18 protein-coding genes are annotated in these 20622 nt (G+C 61.4%); 13 read left to right on the forward strand and 5 right to left on the reverse strand.

All coding sequences use genetic code 11. From position 1 onward, the window contains the following. Window positions 1-222 precede the first annotated feature (222 nt). Window positions 223-681, forward strand: coding sequence for an REP-associated tyrosine transposase (locus K7431_RS09800; RefSeq protein WP_015884733.1), 459 nt, complete (start codon window positions 223-225; stop codon window positions 679-681). Window positions 682-786: 105 nt separating this feature from the next. Here the strand turns inward: K7431_RS09800 and K7431_RS09805 are convergent, their stop codons facing one another. Continuing rightward, window positions 787-2070 carry a Zn-dependent hydrolase gene (locus tag K7431_RS09805; protein WP_015884734.1) on the reverse strand — a complete coding sequence of 428 codons (1284 nt, stop codon included), beginning with the start codon at window positions 2068-2070 and terminating at the stop codon, window positions 787-789. A gap of 78 nt (window positions 2071-2148) precedes the next feature. Further along, window positions 2149-3636, reverse strand: coding sequence for an NCS1 family nucleobase:cation symporter-1 (locus K7431_RS09810; protein WP_015884735.1), 1488 nt, complete (start codon window positions 3634-3636; stop codon window positions 2149-2151). 591 nt (window positions 3637-4227) lie between these two features. On the opposite strand from K7431_RS09810, the gene hydA reads away from it, so the two are divergent. From hydA to preA, 3 genes are all read left to right on the forward strand, one after another. Then, window positions 4228-5667 (forward strand): dihydropyrimidinase, encoded by a 1440-nt coding sequence (gene hydA / locus K7431_RS09815; protein ID WP_015884736.1) that lies wholly within the window; start codon window positions 4228-4230, stop codon window positions 5665-5667. A gap of 130 nt (window positions 5668-5797) precedes the next feature. Continuing rightward, window positions 5798-7165, forward strand: coding sequence for an NAD(P)-dependent oxidoreductase (locus K7431_RS09820; RefSeq protein WP_015884737.1), 1368 nt, complete (start codon window positions 5798-5800; stop codon window positions 7163-7165). After that, entirely contained in the window at window positions 7162-8439 is a 1278-nt protein-coding gene (gene preA / locus K7431_RS09825) for an NAD-dependent dihydropyrimidine dehydrogenase subunit PreA (protein ID WP_173390408.1), read from the forward strand. Before K7431_RS09820 ends, preA begins: the two co-directional genes overlap by 4 nt. Before the next feature lie 120 nt (window positions 8440-8559). Here the strand turns inward: preA and K7431_RS09830 are convergent, their stop codons facing one another. Further along, complete coding sequence (locus K7431_RS09830) at window positions 8560-9180, reverse strand: TetR/AcrR family transcriptional regulator (RefSeq protein WP_043205574.1); 621 nt, start codon at window positions 9178-9180, stop codon at window positions 8560-8562. 116 nt (window positions 9181-9296) lie between these two features. Here K7431_RS09830 and copC point away from each other — a divergent pair, with 116 nt between their 5' ends. The 9 genes from copC to K7431_RS09875 all read left to right on the forward strand — a co-directional run bounded on the left by copC (window position 9297) and on the right by K7431_RS09875 (window position 17688). Further along, the gene (copC, locus tag K7431_RS09835) at window positions 9297-9662 is read left to right on the forward strand and encodes a copper homeostasis periplasmic binding protein CopC (protein WP_015884740.1); all 366 of its coding nucleotides are present in this window, start codon (window positions 9297-9299) and stop codon (window positions 9660-9662) included. A gap of 3 nt (window positions 9663-9665) precedes the next feature. After that, on the forward strand, window positions 9666-10523 hold the full coding sequence (gene copD, locus K7431_RS09840; RefSeq protein WP_015884741.1) for a copper homeostasis membrane protein CopD: 858 nt from the start codon (window positions 9666-9668) through the stop codon (window positions 10521-10523). Between the two features lie 163 nt (window positions 10524-10686). Continuing rightward, on the forward strand, window positions 10687-11949 hold the full coding sequence (locus K7431_RS09845; RefSeq protein ID WP_015884742.1) for an OprD family porin: 1263 nt from the start codon (window positions 10687-10689) through the stop codon (window positions 11947-11949). A gap of 230 nt (window positions 11950-12179) precedes the next feature. After that, window positions 12180-12998 carry an NAD-dependent epimerase/dehydratase family protein gene (locus tag K7431_RS09850; RefSeq protein WP_015884743.1) on the forward strand — a complete coding sequence of 273 codons (819 nt, stop codon included), beginning with the start codon at window positions 12180-12182 and terminating at the stop codon, window positions 12996-12998. 30 nt (window positions 12999-13028) lie between these two features. Next, a complete protein-coding gene (locus K7431_RS09855) occupies window positions 13029-13904 on the forward strand; it encodes an SMP-30/gluconolactonase/LRE family protein (protein WP_015884744.1) in 876 nt (291 codons plus the stop codon). Window positions 13905-13955: 51 nt separating this feature from the next. Then, window positions 13956-14918, forward strand: coding sequence for a TRAP transporter substrate-binding protein (locus K7431_RS09860; RefSeq protein ID WP_015884745.1), 963 nt, complete (start codon window positions 13956-13958; stop codon window positions 14916-14918). Window positions 14919-14982: 64 nt separating this feature from the next. Further along, the gene (locus K7431_RS09865; protein WP_015884746.1) at window positions 14983-15510 is read left to right on the forward strand and encodes a TRAP transporter small permease; all 528 of its coding nucleotides are present in this window, start codon (window positions 14983-14985) and stop codon (window positions 15508-15510) included. Window position 15511: 1 nt separating this feature from the next. Continuing rightward, on the forward strand, window positions 15512-16792 hold the full coding sequence (locus K7431_RS09870) for a TRAP transporter large permease (protein WP_015884747.1): 1281 nt from the start codon (window positions 15512-15514) through the stop codon (window positions 16790-16792). Window positions 16793-16794: 2 nt separating this feature from the next. After that, window positions 16795-17688 carry an aldose 1-epimerase gene (locus K7431_RS09875; RefSeq protein ID WP_043206291.1) on the forward strand — a complete coding sequence of 298 codons (894 nt, stop codon included), beginning with the start codon at window positions 16795-16797 and terminating at the stop codon, window positions 17686-17688. A 76-nt stretch (window positions 17689-17764) separates the two neighbouring features. Here K7431_RS09875 and K7431_RS09880 read toward each other — a convergent pair whose 3' ends face one another. Continuing rightward, window positions 17765-18916: an HlyD family secretion protein gene (locus K7431_RS09880; protein WP_015884749.1), complete on the reverse strand. Its 1152-nt coding sequence runs from the start codon at window positions 18914-18916 to the stop codon at window positions 17765-17767. Then, entirely contained in the window at window positions 18913-20559 is a 1647-nt protein-coding gene (locus K7431_RS09885) for an MFS transporter (protein WP_015884750.1), read from the reverse strand. Before K7431_RS09885 ends, K7431_RS09880 begins: the two co-directional genes overlap by 4 nt. Between the last annotated feature and the right edge of the window lie 63 nt (window positions 20560-20622).

A 20622-nucleotide genomic window follows, 5' to 3' on the forward strand; every position in this document is an offset into this window, starting at 1 on the left:
GGGTCAGTCACATCACTATCAACTGAACGACTGCCATCGGGGGCAAGCCCCCTCCCACACGTGTCCGGTGCCGGACACATAATGTGTGAACACCGCAGAGCCAAGGTGGGAGGGGGCTTGCTCCCGATCGCGCCCTTCCAGACACATCCTGCCAAAAGTCCGCCCCTCACCCTGCGGCCCTCCAATCTAGCCTCTCTAGACGCATCTTGAGAGGGCCAGGGAATGGCAGAATTACCCGCGTCACACCGCCTGCGCATCGGACGCTTCAGCGAACCCAACCGTATCTACCTCATCACCACCAACACTCACGAACGCATTCCCATTTTCAGCAACTTCCACTTGGGTCGGCTGCTGGTCTGGCAATTTCGGCTGGCACAACACCAAGGGCTCGCGAACTCAATTGCGTGGGTGATCATGCCGGACCATTTCCATTGGATTATTGAGCTGAAAAAAGGCTCTCTTGCAGATCTGATGCGACAGGTAAAATCCAAGAGCACGCGGTCCGTTAATGGCGTGAGTGGTCGCAAGGGAAGACTCTGGCAGGAAAGCTTTCATGACCGCGCACTGCGCAAGGAGGATGATCTAGTGAAGATGGCGAGGTATGTAGTGGCCAATCCATTGAGAGCAGGTCTGGTGAAAAAGATCGGCGACTACCCATTGTGGGATGCCATCTGGATCTAACATCACACACTGTTCAAATGTGGGAGGGGGCTTGCCCCCGATAACAGGGTGACTGACCCACCGCTATCGGGGGCAAGCCCCCTCCCACATTTTTTCTACCGTATTTCAGGCGGCTAACTTGCCGCTGGCGATTGCGGCGGAAGCTGCCACCATTGCGCGTAATAGAACCGCACACCCAGCAGCCAGATCATCCGGTGCGGCATTCTCGATTTCGTTATGGCTGATGCCGCCTTCACAGGGCACAAAGATCATCCCCGCCGGACCCAGCTCTGCGACGAAGATCGCGTCGTGCCCTGCCCCGCTGACGATGTCCATGTTCGACAGGCCCAGGCCGTTCGCCGCATCGCGCACGGCGTCGACGCAGCCTTTGTCGAAATACAGCGGTGGGAAATCCGCCGTGGGCTCCATCTCAAAACTCAAGCCATGCTTGGCACAGGTTTCATCGATCACCTTGCGCACCTGGGCAATCATCGAGTCCAGCCGCGCCGGCTCAAGGTGACGGAAATCCAGGGTCATGCGCACTTCGCCAGGGATCACGTTGCGCGAGCCGGGATAGGCCTGCAGGCAACCCACCGTCCCACACGCATGGGGTTGATGACCCAGCGCTGCGGCATTCACCGCCGCCACCACTGCCGCCGCGCCGACCAGGGCGTCCTTGCGCAAATGCATCGGCGTCGGCCCCGCATGCGCTTCGACGCCGCGCAGTTTCAGGTCAAACCACTTCTGCCCCAGTGCGCCGAGCACCACGCCGATGGTTTTCTGCTCGTCCTCAAGAATGGGTCCCTGTTCGATATGCGCCTCGAAATACGCCCCCACTTTATGACCGCTGACGGGACGTGTGCCCGCATAACCAATCGCATTCAGTGCATCGCCGACGCTGACGCCGTCTACATCGACCTTGGCCAGGGTATCGGCCAGGGTGAATTTCTCGGCGAACACGCCGGAGCCCATCATGCACGGGGGGAAACGCGAGCCTTCCTCGTTGGTCCACACCACCACTTCCAGCGGCGCCTCGGTTTCGATCTTGAGGTCGTTGAGGGTACGCAGCACTTCCACGCCCGCCAGCACACCGAAGCAACCGTCGAACTTGCCACCGGTGGGCTGGGTGTCGATATGGCTGCCGGTCATCACCGGTGGCAGGTCAGGATTGCGGCCGGGGCGGCGCGCGAAGATGTTGCCGATACCGTCGATGGTGACGGTGCAACCGGCGTCCTCGCACCACTGCACAAACAGGTCGCGGGCCTTGCGGTCGAGGTCGGTCAGGGCCAGCCGACACACGCCGCCCTTGGGGGTGGCGCCGAGTCTGGCCAGGTCCATCAGGGATTGCCACAAGCGGTCGCGGTTGATGTGCTGATGGGTCGATTGCAGAACGTCGAGGGCAGCGTTCATGGGGATCTCCTCAGGCTGGTTTTTTATAAGTGGAACAGGTGGAACCCCCTCCCACATTTGGATTGCATTCCACTTCCGTTACAGCGGTGACTTAGCAGCGACCGGGCTGATACCACGCTTGGCATTCAAGCCGTAATACAGCAAGCCGCCCAGCGCCGAACCGGTGAACCAGCCATAGCTGTAGAACCAGCTGAACGCATCGCTGCCCAATGACAGCAAGGTCAGCACCACCGGCACGCCAAACGCGATAAAGCCACTCCAGTTCCACGCCGGGTACACGTCATCGCGGTACAGCCCGGCCAGGTCCAGTTGTTGTTTGCGGGTGATGAAGTAGTCCACCACCATGATCCCGGCAATCGGCCCCAACAGGCTTGAATAGCCGAGCAACCAGTTGGAATACACGGTTTCCAGGCTCACATCGGAAACGATCAGGCCAAGCTTTTTCAGCAGTTCATGGCCCATCAACGCCAACCCCACCAACCCGGTCAGGATCACGGCGGTGGTGCGGTTGATCAGCTTGGGCGCGATGTTCTGGAAGTCGTTGGTCGGCGACACGATGTTCGCCGCCGTGTTGGTGGACAGGGTAGCGACGATGATCAACGCCATCGCCACCGCCACCCACACCGGGCTCTGGATATGCCCGATCAGGGTGACGGGATCGGACACGCTGACGCCCACCAATTTCACCGAGGCGGCGGTCATGATCACGCCGAGGGCGGCGAACAGGAACATGGTCAGCGGCAGGCCGAAAATCTGCCCGAGAATCTGGTCCTTCTGGCTTTTTGCGTAGCGGCTGAAGTCGGGAATATTCAGCGACAAGGTGGCCCAGAAACCCACCATCGCGGTGAGGCCGGCCATGAAGTAACCGGTGAGGCTCGCGCCCTCCGGACGCTTGGGCGGGATCGCCATCAATTCGCTGATCGACACGTTAGGCATTGCCCACACCAACAGGCCGATCCCCACCGCCACCAGCAACGGCGCCGACAACGTTTCAAGGCGCTTGATCGATTCGGCGCCGCGCAGCACCACCCACAAATTCAGGCACCAGAAAATCATGAAGCCAATCACTTCACCCGTACCGCCGAGGGACTTCCAGCCGTCGAAAATCGAGCCCAGGAACAGGTGAATCGCCAGCCCGCCAAACATCGTCTGGATACCAAACCACCCGCACGCCACCAGCGCCCGGATCAGGCACGGCACGTTGGAACCGAGGATGCCGAACGATGAGCGCAACAACACTGGGAACGGTATGCCGTACTTGGTGCCGGGGAAGGCGTTGAGGGTCAGCGGGATCAGCACCACGATGTTGGCCAGCAAAATCGCCATCAGCGCCTCGCCCACCGACAAGCCGAAATACGCGGTGAGCACCCCGCCCAAGGTATACGTGGGCACGCAGATCGACATGCCGACCCACAGCGCGGTGATGTGCCACTTGTTCCAAGTGCGTTCATGCACCTTGGTCGGTGCCATGTCGTGGTTGTAGCGCGGGCTGTCGAGGACGTCGGGGCCGGCGTCGAGTTCGTACAGGCCGTTGCGTTCAATGACTTGCGATCTGTTCTGTTGCATGGCCGCTCCACGGTTTTTTCGAATTATTGTTGCTCATCCAACGCGCTGCGCCGGATGGCCGGAGTACCTCATAAACAACATGACATCACGGACCCGGCCAGCCGCCACTGCACTCAATAACCGTGCCGACTACGGCCCTCGAACCCGTACCGCTTATATAACTGGCTGATGTTAATCAGCTTTCCGATTGAGCCCGCGGTACTTGCCACGTTACTCAGGCTAAATAATGCGTAAGTTGCCCGAACCCTCCGGACTCAATCTGGTGCAACACAATTATTTTTATTAACTGTCTTCGTCAAGAGGCATCTCTCAAGCGTCTGATTTGCAATAAGAAATGTTGCTCAATTTGCGAACCTGTCAAGTGCGTCAAAATGGTGAGCGGCCGCCACATTTTGGTGATTTATAAATTTTTAACTTATAAATCAATAAATTAAACACGCTATAAGCTTATAAAAAATCTTCTTGCTCAATCGAAAAACTCGGGCTAGTTTCTATTCCTGTCACCGATGACAGGAATTAACCGACCATCGGTAAGCAGCATTACAACACTTAGAACTGGCACAAGCCGGTCAAGCCTGTGAGGAACTCGACATGTCGCTGTTGATCCGTGGCGCCACCGTTATTACCCATGATGAAAGTTACCGCGCCGATGTGTTATGCGCAGGCGGTCTAATTCGCGCCATTGGCACGAACCTGAACGTTCCCGCCGGCACTGAGATACTCGATGGCAGCGGTCAATATTTGATGCCCGGCGGCATCGACCCCCACACCCACATGCAACTGCCCTTCATGGGCACCGTGGCCAGTGAAGACTTTTTCAGTGGCACGGCAGCAGGCCTGGCGGGGGGCACTACGTCGATCATCGACTTTGTGATCCCCAACCCGCAGCAATCCTTGATGGACGCGTTTCACCAGTGGCGCGGCTGGGCGGAAAAATCCGCGTCCGACTATGGCTTCCATGTGGCGATTACCTGGTGGAGCGAGCAGGTGCGCGAGGAAATGGCCGAGCTGGTCAGCCACCATGGCATCAACAGCTTCAAGCATTTCATGGCCTACAAAAACGCGATCATGGCGGCGGACGACACCCTGGTCGCCAGCTTCGAGCGTTGCCTGGAATTGGGCGCGGTGCCCACCGTGCATGCCGAGAACGGCGAGCTGGTGTACCACCTGCAACGCAAGCTGATGGCCCAGGGCATCACCGGGCCGGAAGCACACCCGCTGTCGCGCCCATCCCAGGTTGAAGGTGAAGCGGCCAGCCGCGCGATCCGCATCGCCGAGACTATCGGCACGCCGCTGTACCTGGTGCACGTGTCGACCAAAGAAGCGCTGGATGAGATCACCTATGCGCGCAGCAAGGGCCAACCGGTGTATGGCGAAGTCCTCGCTGGCCACCTGCTGCTGGACGACAGCGTCTACCAACACCCCGACTGGCAAACCGCCGCCGGCTACGTGATGAGCCCGCCGTTCCGCCCGCGCGGGCATCAGGAGGCGCTGTGGCATGGCCTGCAATCCGGCAACCTGCACACCACCGCCACCGACCATTGCTGCTTCTGCGCCGAGCAAAAAGCCGCCGGCCGAGACGACTTCAGCAAGATCCCCAACGGCACCGCCGGCATCGAAGACCGCATGGCGCTGCTGTGGGACGAAGGCGTCAACACCGGGCGCCTGTCGATGCAGGAGTTCGTCGCGCTGACCTCCACCAACACCGCGAAGATCTTCAACCTCTACCCGCGCAAAGGCGCGATCCGCGTGGGTGCGGATGCCGACCTGGTGTTGTGGGACCCCGAGGGTACACGGACCATTTCCGCCAAGACCCATCATCAGCAGGTCGACTTCAATATCTTCGAAGGCAAGACCGTGCGCGGTGTGCCGAGCCACACCATCAGCCAGGGCAAGCTGGTCTGGGCCGATGGCGACCTGAGGGCCGAGCGCGGTGCGGGGCGGTATGTGGAGCGGCCGGCGTACCCGGCGGTGTTTGAGCAGTTGAGCAAGCGGGCAGCGCATTCCAAGCCGGTTGCTGTGAACCGCTGAGACCGCTATCGGGAGCAAGCGCCCTCCCACCCAATGTGGGAGGGGGCTTGCTCCCGATGAGGCCAGTACAGGCAACACAAAAACCACTGCCCATCAGAGGCAGCACCTCAATAACCGTGAGGCCACCACCGTGATCCAGACCCTGACCCACCTCCCCCATCCCGTTGAGGATGGAGCCACCCTCGCCAGCCATTTCACCGACCTGGCACCGCCCCTCAACGCACGCCAGGCACAATTGGAAGCCTCGCGCTGCCTGTATTGCTACGACGCGCCGTGCGTGAACGCGTGCCCCAGCGAGATCGACATCCCCTCGTTCATCCGCAACATCCACACCGAAAACGTGCAAGGTGCCGCGCAGAAAATCCTCTCGGCCAACATCCTCGGCGGCAGCTGCGCGCGGGTGTGCCCCACCGAGATCCTGTGCCAGCAGGCCTGCGTGCGCAATAACGCCGAAGAATGCGCCCCGGTGCTGATCGGCCTGCTGCAACGCTATGCCATCGACAACGCGCACTTCAGCGAACACCCCTTCCAGCGCGCCGCCCCCACCGGCAAGCGCATCGCCGTGGTCGGCGCCGGGCCTGCGGGTTTGGCCTGCGCCCATCGCGCCGCCCTGCACGGCCATGACGTGGTGATTTTCGAAGCGCGGGAAAAGGCTGGCGGCCTGAATGAATACGGAATCGCCAAGTACAAACTGGTGGACGACTTCGCCCAGAAAGAGCTGGATTTCCTCCTGCAGATCGGCGGCATCGAGATCCGCCACGGCCAGCGCCTGGGGGACACTCTCACCCTCAGCGAACTGCATCAGCAATTCGATTCGGTATTCCTGGGGCTCGGCCTGGCCGCGAGCAAACAGCTGGGCCTGCCCCACGAGGACGCCCCCGGCCTGCTCGCCGCCACCGACTACATCCGCGAACTGCGCCAGGCCGATGACCTCACACAACTGCCCCTGGCCGACCGCTGCATCGTGCTCGGTGCCGGCAATACCGCCATCGACATGGCCGTGCAAATGGCCCGCCTCGGCGCCCGCGACGTCAACCTCGTCTACCGTCGAGGCCTGGCCGACATGGGCGCGACCCACCATGAACAGGACATCGCCAAGGCCAACCAAGTGCGCCTGCTGACGTGGGCCCAACCCGAAGAAGTGCTGTTGGACGATCAGGGCCATGTGCGCGGCATGCGTTTCGCCCGCACGCGCCTGGACAACGGCCGCCTGCAACCCACCGGCGAAACCTTCGAACTGGCTGCCGATGCGATCTTCAAGGCCATCGGCCAGGGTTTTGACAGCGAGGCACTGCACGATCCGCTGGCACAACAGCTGCACCGCGTGGGCGAGCGGATCTTCGTCGACGAGCAGCTGCGCACCAGTATTCCCGGGGTTTACGCCGGTGGCGACTGCGTCAGCCTCGGCCAGGACCTCACCGTGCAGGCCGTGCAACATGGCAAGCTGGCCGCCGAAGCCATGCACGCCCAACTCATGCTGAATGTGGAGGCTGCATAATGGCCGATCTCTCGATTGTATTCGCCGGTATCAAGGCCCCCAACCCGTTCTGGCTGGCCTCCGCGCCGCCCACCGACAAAGCCTACAATGTGGTTCGCGCGTTTGAAGCAGGCTGGGGCGGCGTGGTGTGGAAAACCCTGGGTGAAGACCCGGCGGCGGTCAACGTGTCCTCCCGCTACTCGGCGCACTATGGCGCCAACCGCGAAGTGCTGGGCATCAACAATATCGAGTTGATCACCGACCGCTCGCTGGAGATCAACCTGCGGGAAATCACCCAGGTAAAAAAGGACTGGCCGGATCGAGCGCTGATCGTGTCGCTGATGGTGCCGTGCGTTGAGGAGTCCTGGAAAAACATCCTGCCGCGGGTGGAAGCCACCGGTTGCGACGGTATCGAACTGAACTTCGGTTGCCCCCACGGCATGCCCGAACGTGGCATGGGCGCGGCGGTGGGCCAGGTGCCGGAGTATGTGGAACAGGTGACGCGCTGGTGCAAGACGTATTGCTCGCTGCCGGTGATCGTCAAGCTCACGCCGAACATCACCGACATCCGCGTCGCGGCGCGGGCGGCGTATCGCGGGGGGGCCGACGCGGTGTCGCTGATCAACACCATCAACTCCATCACCAGCGTGGACCTGGAACGCATGGTCGCCCTGCCGATGGTCGGCACTCAGAGCACCCACGGCGGCTACTGCGGTTCAGCGGTGAAGCCGATTGCGCTGAACATGGTCGCCGAAATCGCCCGTGACCCGCAAACACAAGGCCTGCCGATCTGCGGCATCGGCGGTATCGGCAACTGGCGCGACGCGGCTGAATTCGTCGCCCTGGGCTGCGGCGCGGTGCAGGTGTGCACGGCGGCGATGCTGCATGGGTTTCGGATCGTGGACGAGATGAAGGACGGGCTGTCGCGGTGGATGGACAGTCAGGGTTACACCAGCCTGCAGGAATTTTCCGGCCGTGCGGTGGGCAATACGACGGATTGGAAGTACCTGGATATCAACTATCAGGTGATTGCGAAGATTGATCAGGAAGCCTGCATTGGTTGTGGGCGTTGCCATATCGCCTGCGAGGATACGTCGCACCAGGCGATCGCAAGCTTGAAGCAGGCGGATGGCACGCATCAATACGAAGTGATTGATGATGAGTGTGTGGGCTGCAACCTGTGCCAGATCACCTGTCCGGTGGCGGACTGTATCGAGATGGTGCCCATCGACACGGGCAAGCCGTTCTTGAATTGGACGCAGGATCCGAGGAATCCTTACCGGGAGGCTGTGTAGGCCTTTAGACCGCCATCGGGGGCAAGCCCCCTCCCACATTCGACCGCATTCTTTCAGGTGAAATGCAGTCAGGTGTGGGAGGGGGCTTGCCCCCGATGAGGCCCTCAGCCCCAACAAAGATCAAGGCTCCAACCCAATCCCGCGCAAAATCACGCCCGTCACCGTCTGTATTGCCCTCTCGAACTGCATGTCCGACAACGGCTGGTGATCATTCAGGATCTTCACCTGATGATCAAAGTCGGCGTAGTGCTGTGTCGAGGCCCAGATCATGTACAGCAGGCTCGACGGCTCCACCGGGAGGATGCGTTTGTCTTCCACCCACTGGCGAATTTTCGCTTCCTTCATCTTGGCCCAGTCGTACAGGCTTTCATCCAGCGCCTCGCCGAGCGTCGGCGCGCCATGGATGATTTCGTTGGCCCAGACTTTCGAGCCATACGGCCGCGTACGCGAGCGCTGCATTTTGGCGCGGATATAACTGCTGAGCACCACCCGTGGGTCATCGAAGGTTTCGAAGCTCAGGGCGTCCTGTTTCCACACTTCCAGCAGGTCGAACAGCACGGCGCTGTAAAGCTCGCTCTTGGTGGTGAAGTAGTAATGCAGGTTGGAGCGCGGCAGTTGCACTTCTTGCGCGATATCGGCCATGGCGGTGCTGCCATAGCCCTTTTCGGCGAAGATTTTCTCCGCCGCCAAAAGGATTTTCTCGACGTTGACCCGACGAATTCCGATCTTGTGATTGCCCATAAGGGCTCCCTGACGACGACATGCCCCAAAGACTACCATCCGCTCTAGATCGGGGCGACAAGCGAAGTCGAAACTTCGTACACTCCCGGCTCCTATCCATTGATTGGTATTGCCCAATGTTGATCAAGAAAGCCCTGACTGCCGTCGCCCTGCTCGCCTCCCTGCTGGGCGCCTCAGCCGCATTTGCCCATGCCCACTTGAAAAGCGCTACCCCTGCCGCCGACAGCACCGTCGCCGCCCCTGCCGACCTGCGCCTGACCTTCAGCGAGGGCGTCGAAGCCACGTTCACCAAGGTGTCCCTGAGCAAGGACGGTACCGAAGTCGCCATCAAGGGCCTGGAAACCCCGGACGCCGACAAGAAAACCCTGGTGGTCACGCCGGCCGCCCCTCTTGCCGCCGGGAACTACAAAGTGGTGTGGAACGCGGTGTCGGTCGACACCCATAAGAGCAACGGCGAATACAGCTTCAAGGTCGGCCAATAACCCATGGCGACGCTGCTGGTGCTGTGCCGTTTCCTGCATTTCATCGTCGTGTTGCTGATGTTCGGGGCCTGCGTATTCAGGCCCTGGCTGCTGGGCGCTGAACCGCAGCCGGCGCTGGACCGGCAGTTGCTGCGCATCACGCGCGCCCTGGCCTGGCTCGGGCTGATCTCTGGCGTGGCGTGGTTGATACTGATCACCGCCAGCATGGCCGGCAGTTGGGACGCGGCACTGCAACCAGCCACCGTGCAATTGGTGTTGGGCAAGACGTTTTTTGGCCAGGTCTGGGCCTGGCATTTATTGCTCAACCTGTTGCTGGTAATGGTGCTGATCAGACCCTGGGCGGCGCTGCGCCTGCCCTTGATCGCGCTGCTGCTGGCAACCCTCGCTCCCGTCGGCCATGGCGCGATGCTCGATGGCCTGAGCGGGCAATTGCTGATCCTCAACCAGGTGGTGCATTTGGTCTGCGTCGGCGCCTGGCTCGGCGGGTTGTTGGTGCTGGTGCTGATCCTCCGGCAGCCGCAACGCTTCGCGCTGGAACCGATCCTGCGGCGCTTCAGCGGTGTGGGTTATGGGCTGGTAACGGGCTTGCTGATGACCGGGCTGATCAATGTGCGCGTGCTCACCGGGCAGCTGTGGCCCACACCGCTGTTCGATGGGTTTGCGCTGATCTTGCTGATCAAGGTGATGTTGGTGCTGGGCATGCTGGCGCTGGCGTTGCTGAATCGTTTGCGCCTGGAGCGTTGTGACGAGCGACTGGGCAGTTTGAAGTCCAGCGTGATGCTGGAATGGTTACTAGGTGTTTCAGCGGTGGCGGCCGTTTCCCTGCTGGGTACGTTGCCGCCCATGGTTCTGGCCGGCTGATTCCCCCCGCCCACCTTGACCCTGCCCACTTTTGACCAACGTCGAGGCAGTCATCCTATAACTTCCAGTTGACAAGCCCTGAAAACCCCGCAAATATCCCGCTCGATGTTGTACGACGACGTATAACAAATAATAAAAACAACAAACGAAAGGGAGCTCCACCGTGAGTCAATTCGCCCGCAATTCGTCCTCGTGTATCGGCCTCATCGCGCTCGGCAGCCTGGCGTTCACCCTCCCCCCCAGCGTCCACGCCGAAGGTTTTATCGATGACGCCAAGGCCACGCTCAACCTGCGCAACGCCTACTTCAACCGCAACTTCACCAACCCGACCAACCCTCAGGGCAAGGCCGAAGAGTGGACGCAGAGCTTCATTCTCGATGCGAAGTCCGGCTTCACCCAGGGCACCGTAGGTTTCGGGATTGATGTGCTGGGCCTGTATTCACAAAAGCTGGATGGCGGCAAAGGCACTGGCGGTACTCAACTGCTGCCGATCCACGACGACGGCCGCCCTGCCGATAACTTCGGGCGCCTGGGCGTGGCGCTGAAGACAAAACTGTCGAAGACCGAATTGAAGGTCGGCGAATGGATGCCGGTACTGCCGATCCTGCGCTCCGACGATGGCCGCTCACTGCCCCAGACCTTTCGTGGCGGCCAGGTCACCTCCAACGAGATCGCCGGCCTGACGCTCTATGGCGGCCAGTTTCGCGGCAACAGCCCGCGCAACGACGCGAGCATGGAAGACATGTTCATGAACGGCAGGGCCGCGTTTACCTCCGACCGCTTCAACTTCGGCGGCGGCGAATACACCTTCAACGACAAGCGCACCCAGGTCGGCCTGTGGTACGCCGAATTGACCGATATCTACCAGCAGCAATACTTCAACCTCACCCACAGCCAGCCGGTGGGCGACTGGACCCTGGGCGCCAATCTCGGCTTCTTCAACGGCAAGGAAGATGGCAGCGCCCTGGCCGGCGACCTCGATAACAAGACCGCCTTCGCCCTGCTTTCGGCCAAATACAACGGTCACACCTTCTACGTGGGCTTGCAGAAACTCACCGGCGACAGCGCCTGGATGCGCATCAACGGCACCAGCGGCGGTACCCTGGCCAACGACAGCTACAACGCCAGCTACGACAACGCCAAGGAAAAATCCTGGCAGTTGCGTCACGACTTCAACTTCGTGGTGCTCGGCGTGCCGGGGCTGACCCTGATGAACCGCTATATCAGCGGCAGCAATGTGCACACCGGCGCGATCACCGATGGCAAGGAATGGGGCCGTGAGTCGGAACTGGCCTACACGGTGCAGAGCGGTGCGCTGAAGAACCTCAACGTGAAGTGGCGCAACTCGACCATGCGTCGGGATTTCAGCAACAACGAGTTTGATGAGAACCGGATCTTTATCAGCTATCCGATCTCGTTGCTCTAGCCCCTGGAATACTTGTAGTGAGCGGGCTTGCCCCGCGCTGGGCTGCGAAGCAGCCCCAATAGGTCTATGCGTTTTATCAGGTCGTTCTCGGCGTCTGGTTTTAGGACTGCTTCGCAGCCCAGCGCGGGGCAAGCCCGCTCACTACAGGAAGAACGTTGACAACCTGGGGGATCACTCACAATACTTCGACATAGTCATACGACAACCTACAACAAAAATTTGGAATCCCCATGACCACGACCACCCCCGCTCCCTTCAACCGCCTACTGCTCACCGGCGCCGCCGGCGGCCTGGGCAAAGTCCTGCGTGAACGCCTGCGTCCTTACGCCCACGTGCTGCGCCTGTCCGACATCGCCAACATGGCTCCGGCTGCCGACGCGTCCGAAGAAGTGCACACCTGCGACCTCGCCGACAAACACGCGGTGCACCAGTTGGTGGAAGGTGTCGATGCGATCCTGCACTTTGGCGGCGTTTCGGTTGAGCGTTCGTTCGAAGAAGTCCTCGGCGCCAATATCAGCGGCATTTTCCATATCTACGAGGCCGCCCGCCGCCACGGTGTGAAGCGCGTGATTTTTGCCAGCTCCAACCATGTCATCGGCTTCTATAAACAAGGCGAGAAAATCGACGCCCACTCCCCTCGCCGGCCGGACAGCTACTACGGCCTGTCCAAGTCCTACGGCGAAGACATGGCGAGCTTCTACTTCGACCGCTATGGCATCGAGACCGTCAGTATCCGCATCGGCTCATCGTTCCCGGAACCGCAGAACCGTCGGATGATGCACACCTGGCTGAGCTTCGACGACCTCACTCAACTGCTCGAGCGCGCGCTGTACACGCCAAACGTCGGCCACACCGTGGTCTACGGCATGTCGGATAACCTCGACACTTGGTGGGACAACCGCTACGCCGCACACCTGGGCTATGCCCCCAAAGACAGTTCCGAAGTCTTCCGCGCGCAGGTCGAAACCCAGCCACCGGTCGCCGCCGACGACCCGGCCAAGGTTTATCAGGGCGGTGCGTTCTGCGCCGCTGGGCCATTCGGTGACTGAGCGCACAACAACCCAAGGGAATGAGTTGCCATGAACGCTGAATTGATTGTCGACGCCCGCAATGCCGTGGGCGAATGCCCGGTGTGGGTGCCGGAGGAAAACGCCCTGTACTGGGTGGATATTCCCAACGGTGGCCTGCAACGCTGGAGCGCCGACACCGGCCACGTTGCCGCCTGGACTGCCCCGCAGATGCTCGCCTGTATCGCCCGCACCGACGCGGGCAACTGGGTCGCGGGGATGGAAACCGGCTTCTTCCAACTCACACCGCACAACGACGGCAGCCTCGACACCACGTCTCTGGCGAGCGTCAAACACCCACGCCCGGACATGCGCCTCAACGACGGCCGCTGTGATCGCCAAGGCCGTTTCTGGGCCGGTAGCATGGTGCTGAACATGGGCGCGAACGCAGCCGAAGGCATCCTCTATCGCTATGCATCGGGTTCATTGCCCCATGCCCAGTTGAACGGTTTCATCACCCTCAACGGCCTGGCCTTCAGCCCCGATGGCCGCACGATGTACGCCTCGGATTCACACCCGCTGGTGCAACAGATCTGGGCCTTCGATTACGACATCGAGACCGGCACGCCGTCCAATCGCCGCGTGTTCGTGGACATGCATAAGCACCTCGGCCGACCCGACGGCGCCGCCGTGGATGCCGATGGCTGCTACTGGATCTGCGCCAACGACGCCGGGCTCATCCACCGCTTCACCCCCGAGGGGCGTCTCGACCGTTCCCTCACCGTACCGGTGAAAAAACCCACCATGTGCGCCTTTGGCGGCAGTCGCCTGGACACCCTGTACGTCACCTCGATCCGTGACGACCAGAGTGAGCAGTCGCTGGCCGGCGGCGTATTCGCCCTCAATCCTGGCATCACCGGTTTACCCGAGCCCACGTTCACCCTCTAGCTGCATCGCTGTGCCTTGAATACAACAATAACAAGACTGGAGACGTACCCCATGGACTTCAAACGCACCTTGCTCGCCGCTGCATGCTTCGCCCTGAGCAGCGCCGCCCACGCGCTGGAAATCAAATTCGCCGACATCCACCCCGCCGGCTACCCCACCGTCGTGGCCGAAGAAAACATGGGCAAAGCCCTGACCAAGGAAAGCAACGGCGAACTGACCTTCAAATACTTCCCTGGCGGTGTGCTGGGCTCCGAGAAAGAAGTGGTCGAGCAGGCCCAGGTCGGCGCCGTGCAGATGACCCGCGTCAGCCTCGGTATCGTCGGCCCGGTGGTCCCGGACGTGAACGTCTTCAACTTGCCGTTCGTGTTCCGTGACCAGGCCCATATGCGCAAGGTCATCGACGGCGAGATCGGCGACGAGATCCTCGCCAAGATCACCAACTCCGAATTCGGCCTGGTCGCCCTGGCCTGGATGGACGGCGGCACGCGCAACCTCTACACCAAGAAGCCGGTGCGCAAGATCGAAGACCTGAAGGGCATGAAGATCCGCGTGCAAGGCAACCCGCTGTTCATCGACGCCTTTAATGCCATGGGCGCCAACGGCATCGCCATGGACACCGGCGAGATCTTCAGCGCCCTGCAGACCGGCGTGATCGACGGTGCGGAAAACAACCCCCCCACCCTGCTGGAACACAACCACTTCCAGAATGCCAAGTACTACACCCTCACCGAGCACTTGATCCTGCCGGAACCCATCGTGATGTCGAAAATCACCTGGAACAAACTCACCCCCGCGCAACAGGACATGGTGAAAAAAGCCGCCAAGGCCGCCCAGGCTGACGAGCGCGTGCTGTGGGACGCCAAGTCCGCCAGCAGTGAGGAAAAACTCAAAAAGGCCGGTGTCGAGTTCATCACCGTCGACAAAAAACCCTTCTATGACGCCACCGCAGCGGTACGTGATAAGTACGGCGCACCCTACGCCGACATCATCGAGCGTATCAACGCCGTTCAGTAACCTCCCTTCCCCCTAGCAAGGCCCGGTGCGGCCCATGCGGACGCGCCCGGTTACGGTGAACGCCATGAAGAATTTACTGCTGCGCATCAACGACCGCATCTACATGACCTGCATCTGGGTCGCCGGCCTCTCGGTACTCGGGGTCGCACTGATCATCCCCTGGGGCATCTTCGCCCGCTATATCCTCGGCACCGGCTCGAGTTGGCCGGAACCTACCGCCATCCTGCTGATGCTGGTGTTCACCTTTGTCGGCGCGGCCGCCAGTTACCGCGCGGGGGCCCACATGTCGGTGGCGGTAGTGACCGACCGCCTCGCACCGCGCCAACGCCAAGTGGTCGGCGTCGTCTCACAACTGTTGATGGCCATCATCTGCCTGTTCATGACCGTCTGGGGCTCCAAGCTGTGCCTGTCCACCTGGAACCAGTTCATGAGCGCCATCCCCACCCTGCGCGTGGGCATCACCTATATGCCGATTCCCATTGGCGGCCTGCTGACGCTGATCTTTGTCGTGGAAAAACTCCTGCTCGGTGACCAGAGCAATCGTCGGGTCGTGCGTTTCGATCTGGTTGAAGAAAGCGAAGGGGCCGCCTGATATGGACGCATTGATTCTGTTGGGCAGTTTTATCGCCTTGATCCTGATCGGCATGCCCGTGGCCTATGCCCTCGGGCTGTCGGCGCTGATCGGCGCGTGGTGGATCGACATTCCGTTCCAGGCCCTGATGATTCAGGTGGCCGGCGGGGTGAACAAGTTTTCGCTGATGGCGATTCCGTTCTTTGTGCTGGCCGGGGCGATCATGGCCGAAGGTGGCATGTCGCGGCGGCTGGTGGCGTTTGCCGGGGTGCTGGTGGGCTTTGTGCGGGGCGGCCTGTCCTTGGTGAATATCATGGCCTCGACGTTTTTCGGCGCGATTTCCGGTTCGTCGGTGGCGGACACCGCCTCGGTCGGTTCGGTGCTGATTCCGGAAATGGAACGCCGCGGGTATCCCCGTGAGTTCGCCACGGCCGTGACCGTCAGCGGTTCGGTGCAGGCGCTGCTGACCCCGCCCAGCCATAACTCGGTGCTTTACTCCCTCGCGGCGGGCGGCACGGTGTCGATCGCCTCGCTGTTCATGGCCGGCGTGGTACCGGGCCTGCTGATGAGCGCCTGCCTGATGGTGCTGTGCCTGATCTTCGCGAAGAAGCGCAATTACCCCAAGGGCGACGTCATCCCCTTGAAGCAAGCGCTGAAGATCGCCGCCGACGCACTCTGGGGCCTGATGGCCATGGTGATCATCCTCGGCGGCATCCTCTCGGGCATCTTCACCGCCACCGAGTCCGCCGCGATTGCCGTGCTCTGGGCGTTCTTCGTGACCATGTTCATCTACCGTGACTATAAGTGGCGGGAGCTGCCCAAGCTGATGCACCGCACGGTGCGCACCATTTCCATCGTGATGATCCTGATCGCCTTTGCCGCCAGCTTCGGCTACATCATGACCCTGATGCAGATCCCGGCGAAGATCACCACGATGTTCCTGACCCTGTCGGACAACCGCTACGTGATCCTGATGTGCATCAACGTCATGTTGTTGTTGCTCGGCACGGTGATGGACATGGCGCCATTGATCTTGATCCTCACACCGATCCTGCTGCCGGTGGTGCTCGGCCTCGGCGTCGACCCGGTGCACTTCGGCATGATCATGCTGGTCAACCTCGGCATTGGCTTGATTACGCCGCCGGTGGGTGCCGTGTTGTTCGTGGGGGCGGCAGTGGGCAAGGTCAGTATCGAGAAAACCGTGAAGGCGCTGCTGCCGTTCTATGGGGTGCTGTTCCTGATCCTGATGGCCGTGACCTACATTCCGGCGCTGTCGCTGTGGCTGCCCAGCGTGGTGCTGTGATGATGATTGAACTTGAAGACAACCTGACCCACCTCACGGTGAATCCGGCCGTGGGCGGCAGCCTCGTCAATTGGACGGTGCGCGCCACCGGGCAGCCGTTGCTGCGCCATAACGATGAGCAGGCGATCCTCACCGGTTTGCCGGGCAAGCTGGGGTGCTATCCGTTGGTGCCTTGGTCCAACCGCATTGCCCACGGCGGTTTCGATAACCCCGAGGGTTGGCTGGCACTCACGCCCAACAGCCTGACCGATCCGCTGCCGATTCACGGTTCGGCCTGGCAACAAGCGTGGCAGGTGGTTAGCCAGTCGGCGGATGAAGCCGTGCTGGAAGTGCGATGTGACACGCCGTTTGCCTATCGCGCCGAGCAGCGTATTCGCTTGAGCGATGGGGCCTTGCGTATCGAACTGCGGGTGACTCATCTGGCCGAAACAGCCGCATGGCATGGCGTGGGCTTGCACCCGTACTTTCCGCGTCGGCCGGGTACCCGGTTGCGGGCCAAGGCCGCACAGGTGTGGATGAGTGATGCGTCCAAGCTGCCGACGGGGTTGGCGCCGGTGCCGGGCGAGTGGGATTTCCAAGGATTGAAAAGCCTGCCCGAGGGCCTGGTGGACAATGGTTTTTGCCAGTGGGATGGGCAGTGCCGGATCGAGCAACCGGAGCTGGGTTATGCGCTGGAATGCCAGGCGAGCGGCGCGGATTACTTCCTGCTGTATTGCCCGCCGGGGTTGGGGTTCTTTTGCATCGAGCCGGTGAGCCATCCGGTGAATGCCCATCACCTGCCGGGGCGGCCCGGTTTGAAACTGCTGGAACAGGGCCAGTCAACCCACCTCACCTTCAACCTGAAATACATTCAAAATGTGGGAGAGGGCTTGCCCCCGATGGCGGTGAATCAGTAATACATTGGGTGGCTGAGGCACCGCTATCGGGGGCAAGCCCCCTCCCACAGTTTTGATTTGTGTTGTGTCAGTGATGTCAGGGTGGGCTGTTTTTCAGGCGGCCAGCGGTGTCGATGCTGACGACGACCGACAACCCCGGCCGCAACCGCTCGCTCTCGGCCTGGTCGGGATCCACCGTAATCCTCACCGGCACCCGCTGGGCGATCTTCACGAAGTTGCCGGTGGCGTTGTCTGCCTGCAACAGGCTGAACTCCGAGCCGGTGGCCGGGGAAATATGTTGCACCGTGCCGTGGAATTTGCGGTGGTTCAGGGCGTCGACCGTGAAGGTCACCGGCTGGCCGACCTGCACATTGTCCATCTGGGTTTCTTTCATATTGGCGATCACCCACAGCTGCTTGGGCACCAGCGCCATCAACTGCGCGCCGGAGTTGACGTAGGCCCCCAGGCGCACGCCAATCTGCCCCAACTGACCGTCACGCGGTGCGATGATGCGGGTGTTGGACAGGTCTATACGCGCCAGCTCCACCGCCGCCTCGGCACTCGCCACGGCCGCTTCCAGGGAACCGCGGTTGACGATCACCGTCTGCAGGTCCTGACGCGCGATTTCCAGGCTGGCCTGGGCCTGGGCCACCGCCGCGACGGTCTGCGCGTTGGCGGCACGGGTCACGTCCAGCTCGCGCTTGGACACCGAACCGTCACTGATCAACGCTTCATTGCGGCGCAAGTCGGCCGTGCTTTTGCGCGCCTGCGCCTGGCTGTCCACCAAGGCCGCCTGGCGTAACTGGATGGTGGCTTCGGCGCTGTTGCGCTGCTGCACCACATTCGCCAACGACGCCTTCTGCACCGCCAGTTGCGCCAGCGCCTGGTCGAGGCGCTGCTTGTAGATACGATCATCCAGGCGCACCAGCAGATCGCCTGCCTTCACGTACTGGAAATCCTGCACCGGCACGTCGAACACATAGCCGCTGAGCTGCGGACCGATAATCGTGACTTGCCCACGCACCAGCGCGTTTTCGGTGGTTTCCACCGCGCTGCTGAACGGCGGCAATTGCCAGGCATACAGCACAATCAGCACACCAACGATGGCAATCGCGGCAAAGCCCAGGGACGAGACGATGCGCACCCGCAAGGAGCGCGGCTCGGTCACCGTGGCCCCGGGAGGCGTGCTGCCTTCCGGCGTGGAAGCGATGGCGTTGGTGGTCGTGGTGGTGGAAGTCGGTTCGGTCATGAAGAAGCGCCGCTGGGTTGAACGGAAGGGGCTGCTGCCTGGGTGGTGCTCATCAGCCACAGACTGCGGATAAAGATCCAGATCATGGTCAGTATTGCGATGATCGCGATCAGCATGAAGACATCGTTGTAGGCCATCACGTTCGCTTCACGGGTCGCCGCCGTGGCCAGGCTGCGAATGCCCATCAAGTTGCGCAGCTCGGGGTCGGCGACAATGCCGCCGTAGGCCGAGCCGCCGCTCTGCACCCGCGCGGCCACACGCGGGTCGAGCAGGGTCAGGTGTTCGACGATCATGCTCGAATGATATTTCTCGCGCACGATCTGGAACGTCCCCAACAACGCCGCGCCGATCAGGCCGCCGAGGTTCTGGCAAATGCCGAACATCACCGAAAAACTCACCAGGTTGCGCGGGTTGGCCAGCACGTTCTTGGTGCCCAGCACCATGGTCGGCCCCAGGAAGAACGTCCCGCCGAAGCCTAGCAGGAACTGGCTGATATACAGGTTCTGCGGCCGGGTCAGGTTGCTGGAAAAGCTGTCCATCACCGACCCCGTGGCCATCAGCGCCAGGGAAATCACCAGCGGCATCAGCAAATGCGCCGGGTTGATGGTCAGGGCGCTGACCGCCAGCCCCGCAATCGCCCCGGCGAGCATCACCACATAGAGCGTGTGCATCTGCTGGTAGCTCATGTTCAACATCTGCATGAACCCCACGGCACCGGTGGACTGCTCGGACAGCACCATGCGAATCAGGATCACCGCCAGTGCCAGGCGAATCATCACGCCGCTGCCCAGCCAGCGGGTCATGAGCATCGGGTTGGCGCGGTTATGCTCGATGGCCAGGCCAGCCATGATCAGCACCAGGGAGCAGGCCGAGGCCACGCCGATCCACGGAGCCTCCAGCCACCAATCGATGCGGCCCAGGGACAGCACGGCGCAGAGCAACGCGACACCGGTAGCCAGGATGGCGAAGGTCAGGAAGTCGAGTTTTTCAAAGGTCTTGAAGCGGTCACCGGGCGGTAACTTGAGCAGGAATACACAGCCCAGGCAGATCAGCGCCATGCCCAGTTCGAACAGGTACAGCCCGCGCCATTCGGCGATTTGCAGCAAATCTTCGGAGAACAACCGCGCCAGCGGCAAGGCCAACTGCGCCGTGCCCAACCCCAGCACCAGCGACTTCAAGCGCCACTTGGCCGGGAAGGCCTGGATCATGTAGTACAAGCCCAATGAACTCAGCGCCGCCCCCACCATGCCGTGGGCCGCCCGCACCGCAATGGCGGAGTTGAGGTCGTTGACGAACAAGTGGCCGAAGGTCACCAGCGCATACAGCACCAGGAACACTTCGGTGAATGCGCGCAGGCCGAACTGCTGGCGAAACTTCACCAGCAGCAGGTTCATGCACACGTTGGTCATCACATAGGCGGCGGGGAGCCAGGCCATTTCAGCGGTGGTCGCGCCCAGTGCACCTTGCAGGTATTGCAGGTTGGCGATCACCAGCGCGTTACCCAGCCCGCCGGTAATTGCCACCAGCACCCCCACCATCGCGAACAACCAACGCTTATAGGTGGGGTGCAACGGCGTCGACGGCGAACCGGGCAGGCTGGGCCGCTCGTGGGGCTCCCAGGTGTGGGGGGTGTATGTGTTCATTCGATGACCTAGATGACCCGACGCAGGATGTCGGTAAAACCATTACTCAGGGAGTAGTAAACC

This window comes from Pseudomonas fluorescens group sp., assembly GCF_020093335.1.
Lineage (GTDB): Bacteria > Pseudomonadota > Gammaproteobacteria > Pseudomonadales > Pseudomonadaceae > Aquipseudomonas > Aquipseudomonas petroselini.

Bases quoted from the DNA above. Each gene is read 5' to 3' on its own strand.
- K7431_RS09855 (WP_015884744.1), top strand. From the start codon at position 13,029: ATGAACGCTGAATTGATTGTCGACGCCCGCAATGCCGTGGGCGAATGC.
- K7431_RS09870 (WP_015884747.1), top strand. From the start codon at position 15,512: ATGGACGCATTGATTCTGTTGGGCAGTTTTATCGCCTTGATCCTGATC.
- K7431_RS09805 (WP_015884734.1), bottom strand. From the start codon at position 2,070: ATGAACGCTGCCCTCGACGTTCTGCAATCGACCCATCAGCACATCAAC.
- K7431_RS09885 (WP_015884750.1), bottom strand. From the start codon at position 20,559: ATGAACACATACACCCCCCACACCTGGGAGCCCCACGAGCGGCCCAGC.
- copC (WP_015884740.1), top strand. From the start codon at position 9,297: ATGTTGATCAAGAAAGCCCTGACTGCCGTCGCCCTGCTCGCCTCCCTG.
- K7431_RS09830 (WP_043205574.1), bottom strand. From the start codon at position 9,180: ATGGGCAATCACAAGATCGGAATTCGTCGGGTCAACGTCGAGAAAATC.
- K7431_RS09800 (WP_015884733.1), top strand. From the start codon at position 223: ATGGCAGAATTACCCGCGTCACACCGCCTGCGCATCGGACGCTTCAGC.
- K7431_RS09865 (WP_015884746.1), top strand. From the start codon at position 14,983: ATGAAGAATTTACTGCTGCGCATCAACGACCGCATCTACATGACCTGC.
- K7431_RS09850 (WP_015884743.1), top strand. From the start codon at position 12,180: ATGACCACGACCACCCCCGCTCCCTTCAACCGCCTACTGCTCACCGGC.
- K7431_RS09810 (WP_015884735.1), bottom strand. From the start codon at position 3,636: ATGCAACAGAACAGATCGCAAGTCATTGAACGCAACGGCCTGTACGAA.
- K7431_RS09880 (WP_015884749.1), bottom strand. From the start codon at position 18,916: ATGACCGAACCGACTTCCACCACCACGACCACCAACGCCATCGCTTCC.
- copD (WP_015884741.1), top strand. From the start codon at position 9,666: ATGGCGACGCTGCTGGTGCTGTGCCGTTTCCTGCATTTCATCGTCGTG.
- K7431_RS09875 (WP_043206291.1), top strand. From the start codon at position 16,795: ATGATTGAACTTGAAGACAACCTGACCCACCTCACGGTGAATCCGGCC.
- hydA (WP_015884736.1), top strand. From the start codon at position 4,228: ATGTCGCTGTTGATCCGTGGCGCCACCGTTATTACCCATGATGAAAGT.
- K7431_RS09860 (WP_015884745.1), top strand. From the start codon at position 13,956: ATGGACTTCAAACGCACCTTGCTCGCCGCTGCATGCTTCGCCCTGAGC.